Source organism: Alteromonas sp. B31-7 (genome assembly GCF_015767655.1).
Lineage (GTDB): Bacteria > Pseudomonadota > Gammaproteobacteria > Enterobacterales > Alteromonadaceae > Alteromonas > Alteromonas australica.
This window is the reverse complement of the sequence record NZ_CP065233.1, coordinates 1173122-1187112: the sequence shown is the minus strand read 5'-3', so window position 1 is coordinate 1187112 and position 13991 is coordinate 1173122. Positions and strand designations below refer to the sequence as shown.

General features: G+C 45.1%; 10 protein-coding genes. 5 read left to right on the top strand and 5 right to left on the bottom strand.

The window, feature by feature from the left end; all coding sequences use genetic code 11:
* Positions 1-97: 97 nt before the first annotated feature.
* The 4 genes from IUA53_RS04955 (at position 98) to yacG (ending at position 2757) form a co-directional block, all read left to right on the top strand.
* Positions 98-1003: a prepilin peptidase gene (locus IUA53_RS04955; RefSeq protein WP_044448339.1), complete on the top strand. Its 906-nt coding sequence runs from the start codon at positions 98-100 to the stop codon at positions 1001-1003.
* Positions 1003-1611 (top strand): dephospho-CoA kinase, encoded by a 609-nt coding sequence (gene coaE, locus IUA53_RS04950; protein WP_044448340.1) that lies wholly within the window; start codon positions 1003-1005, stop codon positions 1609-1611. Before IUA53_RS04955 ends, coaE begins: the two co-directional genes overlap by 1 nt.
* 129 nt (positions 1612-1740) lie before the next feature.
* Positions 1741-2493: a cell division protein ZapD gene (gene zapD, locus IUA53_RS04945; protein WP_044448341.1), complete on the top strand. Its 753-nt coding sequence runs from the start codon at positions 1741-1743 to the stop codon at positions 2491-2493.
* Positions 2494-2529: 36 nt separating this feature from the next.
* The gene (gene yacG / locus IUA53_RS04940; RefSeq protein WP_044057828.1) at positions 2530-2757 is read left to right on the top strand and encodes a DNA gyrase inhibitor YacG; all 228 of its coding nucleotides are present in this window, start codon (positions 2530-2532) and stop codon (positions 2755-2757) included.
* 121 nt (positions 2758-2878) lie between these two features.
* On the opposite strand, the gene IUA53_RS04935 is transcribed toward yacG, so the two are convergent.
* Positions 2879-6316 (bottom strand): hypothetical protein, encoded by a 3438-nt coding sequence (locus IUA53_RS04935; protein WP_231401259.1) that lies wholly within the window; start codon positions 6314-6316, stop codon positions 2879-2881.
* A gap of 280 nt (positions 6317-6596) precedes the next feature.
* On the opposite strand from IUA53_RS04935, the gene IUA53_RS04930 reads away from it, so the two are divergent.
* Positions 6597-7589 (top strand): LacI family DNA-binding transcriptional regulator, encoded by a 993-nt coding sequence (locus IUA53_RS04930; RefSeq protein WP_044448342.1) that lies wholly within the window; start codon positions 6597-6599, stop codon positions 7587-7589.
* Here the strand turns inward: IUA53_RS04930 and IUA53_RS04925 are convergent.
* The 4 genes from IUA53_RS04925 to IUA53_RS04910 all read right to left on the bottom strand — a co-directional run bounded on the left by IUA53_RS04925 (position 7567) and on the right by IUA53_RS04910 (position 13980).
* Positions 7567-8799 carry an oligosaccharide MFS transporter gene (locus IUA53_RS04925; protein WP_044448344.1) on the bottom strand — a complete coding sequence of 411 codons (1233 nt, stop codon included), beginning with the start codon at positions 8797-8799 and terminating at the stop codon, positions 7567-7569. The two genes, IUA53_RS04930 and IUA53_RS04925, sit on opposite strands and share 23 nt — an antisense overlap.
* Positions 8800-8824: 25 nt before the next feature.
* Complete coding sequence (locus tag IUA53_RS04920; protein ID WP_196898564.1) at positions 8825-10849, bottom strand: glycoside hydrolase family 32 protein; 2025 nt, start codon at positions 10847-10849, stop codon at positions 8825-8827.
* A 63-nt stretch (positions 10850-10912) separates the two neighbouring features.
* On the bottom strand, positions 10913-12223 hold the full coding sequence (locus IUA53_RS04915; protein WP_044057833.1) for a sugar porter family MFS transporter: 1311 nt from the start codon (positions 12221-12223) through the stop codon (positions 10913-10915).
* A gap of 41 nt (positions 12224-12264) precedes the next feature.
* A complete protein-coding gene (locus tag IUA53_RS04910) occupies positions 12265-13980 on the bottom strand; it encodes a RagB/SusD family nutrient uptake outer membrane protein (protein WP_196898562.1) in 1716 nt (571 codons plus the stop codon).
* Positions 13981-13991: the final 11 nt, after the last annotated feature.

Here is a 13991-nt window from a genome sequence, read left to right as displayed (position 1 = left end):
CATTAGGCTGTTACCCCGGTCAGATGAATTGAAAATTCGGTTGCGCTGCATTAGCTTTCTTTGCCATCATAATTAAAAATAAAGAGATTTGTATTCTATGGAAGCGCTTATATCACTAAGCCAGCTTTATCCCCCTTTCTTTTATGGCCTTGTTTTTCTCGTCAGTTTGATGGTGGGAAGCTTTTTGAATGTGGTGATTCATCGCCTGCCTATCATGATGGAAAATAGCTGGAAGCAAGAATATAGCGCTTATTTTACGAATGAAAACACCCCCCAAAACGACGTTTCTGCCCCCCCTGCGACTAACGCTTCTGCCCCCTTCAATTTAGTTAAGCCTGATAGCACCTGCCCTGCCTGCGGACATAAAATTCGCCCTTGGGAGAACATTCCCGTTATCAGTTATTTATGCTTGAAAGGAAAATGTGCATCGTGCAAAACCCCTATTTCGTTGCGCTATCCCTTTGTTGAGTTATTCACTGCCCTCACCTGTACATTCGCGGCTTTTTATTTCGGCCCTTCTCCTCAAGCGCTTTGGGCAATGGTATTGACTTACTTTTTGGTGGCCATGCTATTTATTGACCTAGATAAAATGCTGCTACCGGATCAGCTCACACTGCCCTTGCTATGGTTAGGGTTACTCTTAAGTACACACTCTGTCTTTGTTGATGTGCAATCAGCCATTTGGGGCGCAGCCATTGGCTACGTGAGTTTGTGGTTAGTGTACTGGATGTTTAAAATTGCCACTGGAAAAGAAGGTATGGGCTATGGCGATTTTAAGCTACTGGCAGCGCTGGGCGCCTTTGTAGGCTGGCAAGGCTTACCTATCATTATTTTACTTTCTTCTTTAGTGGGCGCCATTGCCGGTGTGGCAATTATGGTGTTCCAAAACAAAGGTAAGTCGGTGGCGATTCCATTTGGCCCTTACTTAGCCGTTGCAGGGTGGATAACTTTGTTGTTTAAATCACACATTACTCAAGCCTACTTAGATTGGATATTAGGTTGATGACAAAGCATGTAATCGGGTTAACTGGCGGTATTGGCAGCGGAAAATCAGCGGCTACAGAGGCCTTTAAATCATTGGGCATTAGTATCGTTGATGCTGATGAAGTAGCCCGCGATGTCGTCGCGGTGGGTAGCGAAGGCTTACGGCATATTGTTGCCCGTTTCGGCAGAGGTATATTGCTTGAAGATGGTCAATTAAACCGTCCAGCGTTAAGGGAAAGAGTGTTTAGTTATGAAGGTGACAAACACTGGCTAAACCAACTCTTACATCCGCTAATTCGCGCAAAAATGCTGGCTGATATCGGTGCCGCTCCCAGCGCTTATTGTATTTTGTCTGTGCCCTTGTTGATAGAAAACAACATGGAAAACCTGTGTGATAGAGTGATTGTGGTTGATTGCCCTGAATCGCTACAACTTAGCAGAGCTTTGCAGCGTGATGGCAGCTCACGGGAAACCATTGAAAGTATTATGGCGTCTCAGGCCAGTCGCAGTGAGCGTCTTGAAAAGGCGGATGATGTAATTAATAACACCGGCTCATTGGATGAGTTGCACGAACAAGTCGCCTTATTGCATCAGCAGTATGTTAAACATTTTAACTTAAGTGCTTAATAAAGCATCACCGGCAACTTTTTTGCTCAAAAAGTGTCAAAATCCTCAATTGTATGCCTCACTGTACTTGGCTTAGCGCTATTCATGCATTAGGCTTTAATGCTAAGTAATTGTGTTCCAAGGATATCCATGAGCGAAGCTGTATTCGAATTTCCATTAAAGGAGAAAGTGCGAAACTACCTACGGGTAGAGCAGCTTCTTAGCCAACTAAAAAGTAGCGCTTCCTCCGAAAGCCCCCAACTTCAAACGGTGTTTTTTGAACAGCTGTTTGAACTACTCGATTTGATTGAGCGGCTTGATTTGCGGTCGGACATGAGCAAAGACTTAGATGCCCATGAAAAAAACCTGGTTTACTGGTCGCAACATCCTAAAATTGACAGTGCTGCGTTAGAGCAGGCTCTAAAAACCATTGTCACCTTAAAGCAAAAACTGAAAACCGAACGCCGCTTTGGTAGTGCGCTTAAAGAAGATAAGTTTCTCAATGCTATTCGACAACGGTTTGCTATTCCTGGCGGCGCCTGTAGCTTCGATTTACCCAATTTGTATTTTTGGCTGCAACAACCGCTTGCTGAACGCCAAGCAGAAATTAATGGCTGGTTGCAAACCTTAAGCTTGTTAGACGATACCTTAGCCGTCAGTTTGTCATTTATTCGCGAGCGGGGGCAGTTTCAAACGGTGGTGGCGCAAGGCGGCTTTTATCAAGGCGTAGCAGAAGACAAAAACGAGTTAATTCGAATTCGTTGTAAAGTACACGAAGGCTATTACCCCACCTTAAGCGGAAATAAATACCGCTATGCCTTACGCTTCTTACTGTTTTCTCCTAATGAAGGGCAAACCGCTTCAGTAGAAACAGACATATCGTTTAGACTCGCTGCCTGTTAAACTTCCCCCATTATTTAGCGTTAACTGGAGACCATGATGGAAGTCACTTGTCCAATATGTTCTAAATCGGTGCCATGGGGCCCACAAAGTGAGTATCGTCCTTTTTGCAGTAAAAAGTGCCAGCTTATCGACCTTGGCGAATGGGCCTCGGAAGAACGTACTATTCCCGCAAAACCTGCAGAAAATGAAACCCCTCAAGATATCGATGTGGAAGATATTGAAGCCATGCTTGCCGAGCAGTCAGAAGATTTTTTTAAGCATTAATTAGAGCTATGGCTAATGGAAAGATTCACGTGTACATGTATCACTCTTTCAAGATTGCTTAACGCGTTCTAAATAAAAATAGCAGACCACATAGAAGTGGCCTGCTGTTTCATTACCCGTTCTACTGTCGAATAAACCTCTGAAGTTCACTCACTGATAGTGGCACGTCTCGTGCGTAAATACCCACCGGGCGCTGATTGAGGTCATAGAGCCTGAAACTGAGTGCTCTAAATTCGTTTATATACAAAGTCCCTATACCTGCCTCAGGATCTAACCAAACATCTAGATTTACCCCTTCAGTTAGATTCATAGGTACCGCCACTTGTGCATCTAAATTACCCGCGTCCACGTCTTCTCCCTCACTAACAGCGGGTAAGTCAGCTGCTCTAAATTGATCAGCAAGCAAGTAAGGCAATGCGGAATCCGAACCGTCATCAGGGTGCTGATCAATAAACCTTATCACCGCAGTTTGTCCTATAAGCTCACTGACATCCCATGTAACCCAATCCATGACAAACTTATCGTCAGCGGATTTTTCAGCATCTCTACCAGATTGGCTTCTCACAACTTCACCATTTACCACTAACAGGACTGCTGTCGCATTAGCACTGTCGAAAGGATTCGTCCCACCTCCAATGAGAAAATTAATATAGGGTTTGCTAATTTCAAATGAAGGGCTATCAGCGGATCCCGTGGCGTTATAACCAATCCAGCCAAGGGAAGTGCCGTCTTCATCAAATCCATCTCCAAAACTGGAGAACACGCGTTCGCCAACATTGTTCGCAATATCGCCGCCCCACCAGCCTCCATCTAGCTTCAAAAAATCGCCACTTACGTTCGTGAACTCATGTGCAGTAAGGGTGTTGTATTGCGCACAACAAAATTCGAAACCCGATACATTCTGTTCAGGTTCATTCTCGCGAGAGAAAAGCGGCTCGCCCGCTAGCGCAGGTGTGGGCGTGACGCTTGCACCGCCGGTAGGTGGGGTATCACCGAAGTAAAAAGAGGCTTGATTGCTATTGGTATCCAGTTCAAGCCTCGCGACCTGTTCTCCTTCAACCTCGGTAGGAAAGTAGATACCAAATCTGCCAGTCGCGTTTTCACTGGTAACCGACAGCGATAGGCGATTTTTGTCGCCGCGCTTTTCCAGTGTAATAGCAGATGATGCCATCATAGTAATAGGCGACTCGCCAGAAACTGAACCCTGTTGGCTTTGAAAGGTAGTATCAATAGCGCTAGCGAATTCGGTTTTATACTTCTGCGGAATATGCACAGCCAACTCTCCCGATGTTGTGGTATCGAGTTGGTGAATGGCCAGATCGCCACCAAAGGTCCCTACGCCAGCATTAGTTCTGCCTATCTTATGTGGCACCCATCCAAATAATAACGTTGACTCTTCTGAAGCGGCTGTGCGTCCAGCATAATAAAATTTGCCATCAAGGGAAGTGAAGTTTGCCAGTTGCCAACCCTCGCCGTTTTGTCGAAGATACTTAATATCCCGTTCTCCGTCATTCTGATCGGAAAATAGCATGTATTGCGCTTCACCAAAATCTACCCAATCCGGCACTTCTAAATTAAGAGGAGCATCCATAACAAAGAGGGGTTCCTGAGGTAACCAGGTGGTAAGATTTTCCGAAACATAAAGCCCTATAGCCGCTTGACCGTTATAACGGGTAGTAATCAACATCCAATAATTATTGGTTTCTTTATTCCAAAATACTTTAGGATCTCGAAAATCAAAGTCGCTATAGCCGTTGCTTCCAGTAAACGTATCTTCAGGTATTTTGGTAAATTCAGTTAGCGTGCCGTCTGTGGCGGTCGCATGCATTACCGCTTCAACAGGGTTAAAGTCTGCATTATGACCGGTAAAGAAGATATGTGTCTGGCCTTCTGCATCTTCTATGACGCTTCCTGAGCCGGTCCATTGGTCTTGTGTATTCGTATCACCGGTGGCTTCAAGAATTCTTTGTGGGAAGCTCCCCCTTTGCAGGTCACTGGTTTTGGTGAGATACCAGTCGTGGAACGCCGTATCAATTAAGTAATAAAGATAAAACTCGCCATCATGATAATAGGGGTTCGGATCTGCCATGACTAAAGGCAAAGGAATATCATGGCCATCAGGCACACTCACCACTTCAGCGTTATTGGGCGTCGCAGCCGGATGCTCTGCTAAGCGAATTTCATCAAGCATAATAAAGCCAAGTCCATTCTCTTGTCCCCCCTCGTGATAGTCGATAACTTCCAACACTGCGGTTTTTCCCTTTAATGCACTCACATCCCATGTGTGCCAATCTAGCTGTGACTCTTCTCCATTTCCCACGGCATGACGAACAACTTTGCCATTTACGCGCAATACCACCGCCGTAGCATTATCTAACGTAAAATCTTGAGTACCACCGCCCACCAAAAAGTTTAAAAAGTTGTGGCTAAGGGTAAAAGGGGGAGAACTTAGCGTTCCTGTCGCCTCGTCGCCAATCCAACCCAGCGACGTGCCATCTGCACTAAAACCGTCGCCACGACTTGTGAAAATTCGCTCACCTTGGTGATTGCTTATATCTGCAGCCCACCAGCCGCCGTCGAGCTTATCTAAATCACCTGTAGCTCTAAAGTCGTGGTTGGCATAGGTATTAAATTGTCCGCAGCAAAACTCAAACCCAGCAATATGTTGTCCCTGGTCAGAAACACGAGTAAAAGCAGGTATGCCATCCGATTCTGGTTCAATTGACGCACTTGCTGTTATCTGCAAGTGACTAGTTTCGTCAGGCATTGAAGCAGCTTCGCCTGCATGCCGTATCTCGTCGACAAGTAAGTAAGGCAGAGCAGTATCTGAGTTATCTTCCGGATGGTTGTCTATGAAGCGAATTTTTGCGGTCATTCCAGCATAATTAGTGACGTCCCACGTTACCCACCGCATACTCATCGCAGTGTCATCTCCGCTGGCCTGCAATACGACTTCATCATCAACAACCAATACCAATGCTGTCGTATTTGGCTCTGTAAAGCCGTTGCTTCCCCCACCAATGAGAAAGTTGATATAACGTTCTGTTATTTCAAAAGCAGGGCTGTCCATCATACCAACAGCGCTAAACCCTACCCAACCTAAGCTTTCGTCTTCATTGTCAAAGCCATCCCCGAAGCTAGAAAACACGCGCTCTCCTACTACGCCCCCCACATCTGCGCCCCACCATCCACCATCAAGCTTAGCAAAATCTCCTGAGACGTCTTCAAAACCGTGCTCTGCGTAGGTGTTGTATTGGCCACAACAAAACTCGAACCCAGATAAAGTTTGATCACTATTTTCAGGGTTATTAAACAGAGGAAAGCCTGCACTTTCAGGATTTTCGGTCAGAGTAATATCTTCTTCTTGCTCTTCATCGATGGGCTCGCTGCCCTCTCCAATAACATCAGAAGGACTTTGCCCCTCTTGCAAAACAATCAATTCTGCTTCGATTTTATTTTTGTGTGTATCATCGTCTGAGCACGCCATAAGGGAGGCGCTCACCAGTAAAAGTATGACCGAAAGCCGTCCCCGTAGAGGAGATGGATGTGAAGTGTTCATAGTTATCCTCCATAGCATCTAAATGCGCTATGTTGTAATTTTTTAATTGAGTATGCCGAAAAAACACGACCAGTTTTCGACACGCTTTACTGGGAAACCCAAATTAAACAACGTTGTCTTTTAATAAGATTAGAGTTATACAAACACAAATACAACATTTATTTTACATTTTTGATATGAAAGTAATTATCGCGTACTCGGGCGGGCGTATGGCAAAATTTGGTAAAAGTGTGTAGCTTTAGGCAATTAAATGAAGTACGTAAATTAGGAATCATATGGAATGGTTACAATAAAGGACGTGGCTGCGCACGCGGGTGTGGCGTTTAAAACTGTATCAAGGGTTGTGAACAATGACCCTACCGTCAAGCCTAAAAACAGAGAAAAGGTACTTAAAGCCATTGAGGAGCTTGGCTACCGCCCAAACCGAGCCGCCCAAATGACACGTCGCAAAAAGTCTGGCGTAATTGGATTTATCGCCGACGAACTATTGCGTGTACCTTATACTTTTGACCTTATTCGAGGCGCGCAGGATCTCGCTTGGAAACACAATAAAGAATTGATGGTGCTGAACGTAAACGTCAATAAATACAGTGTAGAAGGCGCAGTCAATCATCTTTTTGAGCATCGCGTTGAAGGCATAATTTATGCGGCTATGTATCATCGTGAAGTTTCTCTTCCCTTGCAATTTAAAGAAGTACCGACAGTGTTAGCAAACTGTTATGACAGCTATGGAAGGTATCCTTCTATTGTTCCCGACGAAAAAGAGGCGGCCAGAGAAATCACGGCAAGTCTTATAGGTAAAGGCTATAAGCGTATTGCATTCTTAAACCTGAATGAGAATATCATTGCTGCAAAACTGCGCAAAGAAGGCGTAGAACAAGCCTTTATCAACGCCAATATAAACCTTGATAATCTCCTAGTAGAATCCGTTATTTTCGGAGAAGAGAATAATGAACGTTCTGTCACCCGCAGTAGGGCAGAAAATATTATTAAGAACTTTAAGCCCGATGCAATACTCTGTGGGCAAGATCCTATGGCTGTTGAGGTTTATTTTGTCGTTCAGGCGTTAGGATTAAAAGTAGGTAAAGATATCGGCGTCGGCAGTTTCGATGACTGGGATATCATTCCTACCCTATTGCAACCAGAGTTAACAACCATGGCACTCCCCCACTACGAAATGGGCCAATGGGCATTCAACTGCCTACTTGAGGAGCGCACCGAGCCGGTGAAAGAAACTGCACGGTTTACCCTTAATAGCCGCCAGTCGTTCTAGCTGCTACATCATTTTTCGGTTTGTTGTTTTCTAATATCCAAAACGAAAAGATAAGATTAACCGTCACTACTGTACCAAGCAGTAAATAAGTGTCGGCAAATCCAAGATCATCGTAAAGTTCACCAATTACTGACGATAACAGTGTGGTAACAACTTGGGTGAATACATGAAACCCAATCAGGTAAATCGTTGCAGAGAGCCGAGTATCAAAGTTAACTGCAGTGTATTTAAAAATCGCCACTAGCAAAATAGGCAATTCTAGGGCATGAAGTAATTTGACCAACGAAATAGAAACAGGGTCGGCAACAACGCCCGAAGCCAGCATACGAAGGGCCATGATTGCGCCGCTTAGCAATAGTCCATTCTTTGGCCCTATTTTGTTAACGATAAACGGAGCGATAAACATCATTCCAGCTTCGATAAACACCTGCAGTGAATTTAAGTATCCATAAAATCTATTGCCTTCTTCAGGGGTTGGAAAAAGCGAAGAAAAATAAATAGGAAACTGCTGATCATATATTTGATAGAGACAAGAAACCCCCATCACGTAGAGGCTTAAACGCCAAAATCGGCTCTGACTAAAGAGCGAAAGCACATCGCTCACTCCCACTTTTTTCTTTTTTGTGCGTGGCGTTTTCGTAGACGCTGGCAGCCAGAATAGGCAGAGAATGAAGCCGACTCCCGTGGCACTCGCTAAAACAAAGTTAAGCTTAGGATTAATGTTAAATATTACACCAGCCACAAAAGTAGCACATGCCCAGCCCAGCGAGCCCCATAGCCTCGCCTTGCCAAATTCGACATCATGTTTACGACCTAGACGCTCTATATAAGCCTCAAGTGTGCCTACTGCAGCACCAAAGGTGAGCGCACTATATAGTGCGCCGACGATAGCGCCCACTATGAAGAAAGACGTTAATAGGGGTTGGTAAATCAGAATAAAGAAAGGGCCTACGCCAGCCATTAATAGTCCCAGCATAAATAATAGCTGTTTGCCCGTTCCCAACCGGTCCTGCAAAATACCGTAAACGGGCATTATTATAAGAGCCGCTAACGCATTGGTGGCGAATACTACACCTGTTTCTTTTCCGGTTAACGCCAGTGTTTGGTTTAACCATAGAGGAAACAACGAGTAACAAAACGACCAGGTCAGAAAGAACGAAAAAAATGTTATCGCTGATGACCAATACGCCGAATTTAGCTGACACTTCATAATAATACCCTAAGCCTAAATGACGCTATTTAGCCGACCATATAGATCCTAATCGCTCTACAGAAACCTGCTTAAGAGGTTGGCTATCGGTCTTGACGCTCATCGTGTCGTACACTGATGCCGGAAATATTAACGATGTCATAACGGTGGTACCATCATCGATAAATAACTCGAGTGAAGACCTGTCAATCACAATCGAAACCGAGTATTGCGTATTAATCGTCGTTAAAGTGCCCTCTTGTACGCTGCTAAACTGCTCATTAAACCCAACCTTTCCTGACTGGCTGCGATCTAAGGAAACCACCGACCTTTTGTGATCAATTTCAATATCTACGAACTCTCCTTGATCATTTTCAAAACCCACTAACACAGGTGATGCCAGTTCAGCGTCAACCTTAAAAGAATAACGTAAAGCTGACATTCTTCCTGAGCTATCCAGCGAGGATAAGCTTATAGTTTCACCTGGCGCCAGTGACGTGGCTTGCTCAGTGGCTTCAACAAGTGAATCAAGTTCTTCGACTAATTGGCTTTGAACTCGCAGTCCTTTCGGGGTGTTTAATAACTTTAACGCTCTCGGTAACGTCATGGCACTACGCCATTTATTTGTCGGTACCTCGTTGGCGTATAACCAATTACTCATCCATCCCATGAAAATATGCCGTCTTTCATTACTGTTAGGTGTATTGAAGAACGTCACGCCCGCATAATTATCGGTGCCGTGATCTAGCCAAATGGCGGGCTCTAATCGATTTTCGGCAGGCTCGTTAGCAAACACAATATCATCAATATAGGTATGCCCCCAGCTTCCTGCCTCTTTATCGATAATTCTCAACAATGCAGGTTCACCCATCCATTCACTGACATCCCAACTTGCATGATGAAGTGTTTCACGATTAAGCCCGGTTTCCGACTTTACTACTTCGCCATCGACAATAAGTTGAATGCCCACTTTGTCGGGGTGATGGCCGCCGCCAATTCTGAAGTTTATAAACTTCTCTGTAATCGTAAATAACTGAGAAGTCAGTGAACCGGTGGCACGGTCTTCATCAGCAAAGCTATTGATTAAACTGACACCTGTATACCCTGTAGGTGGAGGCTGGTTGGTATGACCGCCATTGGTTGGCGCAGAAGAAAAAGCACTGCCTTCGGCACGCCACTGATTCACACCATTTTCAAAATCATCAAATACCTTACCGGTAGGAAATTTTGCTACCGTAGGCGCAAGTTCCGTTTCCCAGTCGGCGTCCAATACAAAGGTTTTACCGTCAAAATCTCCAACAAAATATTGCGTTGCCGAGCCACCATTCGGCCCGCCAGGCGAGATACTCACCAGCAGTACATAGCGAGACTCATTGGTCCCTTCAACTGGCATAAGTAATAATTCTGGGCACTCCCACACGCCGCCATGACTGCCTATCTCTTCGCCAAATGTACTCTCTAAAGACCAATCAATAAGGTTATCGGAACTATAAAAACCAATATGATCTTTTTGTGCTAGCACCATCACCCACTTTTGTGTGGGTTCGTGCCACATGACTTTAGGGTCGCGAAAGTCTTTAATACCAGGATTTTCAATCACCGGGTTACCTGTGTATTTTTGCCAGGTTTGACCTTTGTCCAAACTATACGCCAATGCTTGGGTCTGATAGTCGATGCGGCCCTGCTTTTCCATTTCTGCATTGTGATAGGTAAACAGCGCGACTATGGGAGGGTTGTTATCACTTCCCAGCCCACTAGAATTATTCCAATCTACCACGGCACTTCCTGAGAATATTGTACCCTGCTCATCTGGATAAAGTGCGATTGGGCGCTCTTCCCAATGCACTAGGTCCTTGCTGACGGCATGCCCCCAGTGCATAGGCCCCCACACTGACGCGTCTGGGTTATGTTGAAAAAATAAATGATACTCACCGTCCAAGTAGAACATGCCGTTGGGATCATTCATCCATTTTTCATTAGGGGAAAAATGAATTTGCGGGCGATAATCTTCGTTACGATCTGCCTCGACAGTAGAGGTCGGACTAACGGGGAGTGGACTAGTTTGATTCATGGAACATCCAACAAGAGCTGTAGAAATAATAAGACTTAACACTGACTTCATAAAAAAGTGCCTCTATTTTGATAACGCTGCGGAAACATCTTCGAGGGTTCTCCCTTTCGTCTCTGGCATCAAAAAGCGAACGAAAAGTAGTTGTAAGAACATAGCAAAGGTGAAGAATCCGAAGACCTGGGGAGCGGAGAAACTGGCCAAGACTTGTGGCATTATTAAGGTAATTAATGCAGCAAAAACCCAATGGGTGCCGCTCCCTAAAGATTGGCCTTTTGAGCGCACTGAATTAGGGAAAATTTCTGCGATGAAAACCCAAATAACAGCCCCTTGACCAATGGCATGTGCCGCGATGAAGACAAACACGGCACCCACCACCACTGTACCTCCCATTTGGCTACTAAAGGCCCAAGTTACTGTGGCGAGTGAGAGCAAATAACCGAATGAGCCTATATACATCAGTGATTTACGGCCTATACGGTCAATCAAGCTGACACCAAGCATAGTAAAGATTAGATTAACTAGCCCAACCCCTGCCGTAGAAAGTAGCGCTGCACTGCCGTCCAGCCCAGCCATGTCGAACACACGCGGTGCATAGTAAATAATAAAATTAATACCTGAGAGTTGATTAAAGGCCGCAAGTAAAAATGCCAATACCACTGGAAAACGGTATTCTGGTTTAAATAATGACTCTTTACTTTGGCTGCTGCTATCACGCTTAACAGCATTAATCGTTTGCTCAATATCTTCACTTTGCAGCTCGAGAAACACCCGTCTTGCTTCTGTTTCATCGTTGCGGTGTAAAAGCAACCAACGCGGGCTTTCCGGTGCCTTAAGCACCATCAAAAAGTAAACCAGAGCAGGTAACGCTTCTACGCCTAGCATCATGCGCCAGTCTTCAACTATGACGCCAGATAGTAGATAATTGGAAAGGAACGCGACCAATATGCCAAATACAATTTGAAATTGGTAAGTTGCTACCAAACGACCTCTTATTTTCGCCGGCGCAATCTCTGAAATATAAGCAGGTACAGCGATGGAGGACACCCCTACCCCCACACCTCCAATAAACCTTAAAATGGCAAACGTATAAGGGTCTTGAGCCAACGCTGAGCCTAGCGCAGAGAGTAAATAAAGCACGCCAATAAGCACTAGCGTTTTTTTGCGGCCCAAGCGGTCACAAGGCCAATTCCCCATTAACGCGCCTAATACTGTTCCCCACAGCGCTGAAGACATAACAAAGAGACCGTGAAAGAGCGGTGGCGTCTCCCACAATGCCTGAATGGACTGGTCGGCCCCAGAAATCACCGCTGTATCAAAACCGAACAGGAACCCGGCGATAGCAACAGTGAAAGACCAATAAACTATTTTATTCATGATGTGTAAGTTACCTCTTGGACACTCTCGAAACGCCGGGCTTAGTAGCCCGGGTTCTGTACATAGATACCGCCGCTCAAATTAATCTGTTGATTAGGAATAGGCAGGTATTCGTGTTTATTTTTGGTAAATGCAGCATCTTCTAGATAAGGCTTTCTGCCGCGCTCGGTTGTGAGGTACTCATCAATGGTTTCTTTTGCCACGCCCCATCGAACTAAGTCGAAGAAGCGATGCCCCTCTAAACCTAATTCAACCCGTCGTTCCCAGCGCAATGCTTGGCGAGCTTCAGTTTTATTAGCGAAAGTGTCGTAGGTACCAATACGGTACATACTCGCCTCATTAAGTCTGCCAGTACTTGCCGCGGCACGTGCTCTTAGACGATTAATGATAGGGGTAGCTTCTTCCCAGCGATCAAGTTCTATAAGCGCTTCAGCTTTCCACAGTAATACATCGGCATAGCGAACAAGCACGGTGTTTAATGAAAAAATAGGGAAGGGCCCATTTTCTCCTCGACAATCACAGTCAGGGTGTTCTAAGTCTTTCATGCCAGTGTAGTTACCGTATATTCCTGGTGCTCGCGCCCAGCTATCGCCACCGTGAATAAGATCAGGGTCATACTTAAACGGCTTTCCTTCCATGGCGACTGTATGATCAAGGCGAGGGTCAACATAGTCATTTGCTACGTTATACACACTCTCGTTAAAGTTAGAGAAGCGGGGCAGTCCCGAGTTGTCAGTCTTAAATGCATTCACAAAATTTTCAGTGGGAACATGAAAACCGCAGCAACCAAATCCTCCTGACATTGGAGCATTCAACGCACTAGACCAGGCTCCTCGCCCATCTGGACTGCCATCATTTAATGAACGTTGGATTGCAAAAACAGACTCGCGACCATTCTCAAATTCAGCGAGAAAGTTTTCAGCATAATCATCATACAGCCCATACTCTCCGCTAGCCTCAATTTCATCAACCAAACGCACTACTTCTTCCAGTTTTTGTTGATTGATATTAACGACATTATGTAACTCATCTTGCTCGTACGCTTGATATAGCAAAGTCTTCGCTAAATAGGCTTTTGCAGAGAGCGACGAGGCACGCCCAACGTCTTGTTGAACAGCGGGAAGGTTATTAGAAGCGAAGCGAAAATCCGCCGCTATCTTATCCCATAACTGCTGATCAGTAAGGTCACGGTTGGTGGTAGCTAATATCTCTTCCTGTGTCATCGTCTCATCAATCCAAGGAATATGCTTATGATGAATTTTCAGGTCGAAATAAAAAACAGCTCTGAGAAAGCGTAACTCTGCAGACTTTTCGTCAGCAGTGGCAAGCTCGTCAGCGGGTGTATCTTGAATAACGTTAAGTGCCGAATTAGCCCGTGAAATACCCGTGTAGTTTCGTGTCCACTTTTTGTTATTCAGGTCAATCAAATCCGGTGGGAAAGACTCCATGTCAGGCACGAGTGGCTCATACATGGATAATGCATGATAGGCAAAAATGTCTGACGGACCGTTACCGCCTTTATGCGCATCTCCTGCACGCAGGTTCCCCGTGGGCCAAAGATAATTAGGCGCGGTGTAGTGGTCGTTTCCAAGGTATGAATAGGTAGCGATGACCAAAGCGTCAATATTTTCAGTGGTTGCCACTTGATCTTCTGTCAAAACAGCTTGAGGTTCACTGTCCAACTCTCCACTGCCACCGCAGGAAGCAACCGACAGAGCCACAAGACTACTAGTTAAAAATTTGCTTATACGATTCATGATATTAAATC

Bases quoted from the DNA above. Each gene is read 5' to 3' on its own strand.
- IUA53_RS04915 (WP_044057833.1), bottom strand. From the start codon at position 12,223: ATGAATAAAATAGTTTATTGGTCTTTCACTGTTGCTATCGCCGGGTTC.
- IUA53_RS04955 (WP_044448339.1), top strand. From the start codon at position 98: ATGGAAGCGCTTATATCACTAAGCCAGCTTTATCCCCCTTTCTTTTAT.
- coaE (WP_044448340.1), top strand. From the start codon at position 1,003: ATGACAAAGCATGTAATCGGGTTAACTGGCGGTATTGGCAGCGGAAAA.
- IUA53_RS04930 (WP_044448342.1), top strand. From the start codon at position 6,597: ATGGTTACAATAAAGGACGTGGCTGCGCACGCGGGTGTGGCGTTTAAA.
- zapD (WP_044448341.1), top strand. From the start codon at position 1,741: ATGAGCGAAGCTGTATTCGAATTTCCATTAAAGGAGAAAGTGCGAAAC.
- IUA53_RS04910 (WP_196898562.1), bottom strand. From the start codon at position 13,980: ATGAATCGTATAAGCAAATTTTTAACTAGTAGTCTTGTGGCTCTGTCG.
- yacG (WP_044057828.1), top strand. From the start codon at position 2,530: ATGGAAGTCACTTGTCCAATATGTTCTAAATCGGTGCCATGGGGCCCA.
- IUA53_RS04920 (WP_196898564.1), bottom strand. From the start codon at position 10,849: ATGAATCAAACTAGTCCACTCCCCGTTAGTCCGACCTCTACTGTCGAG.
- IUA53_RS04925 (WP_044448344.1), bottom strand. From the start codon at position 8,799: ATGAAGTGTCAGCTAAATTCGGCGTATTGGTCATCAGCGATAACATTT.
- IUA53_RS04935 (WP_231401259.1), bottom strand. From the start codon at position 6,316: ATGAACACTTCACATCCATCTCCTCTACGGGGACGGCTTTCGGTCATA.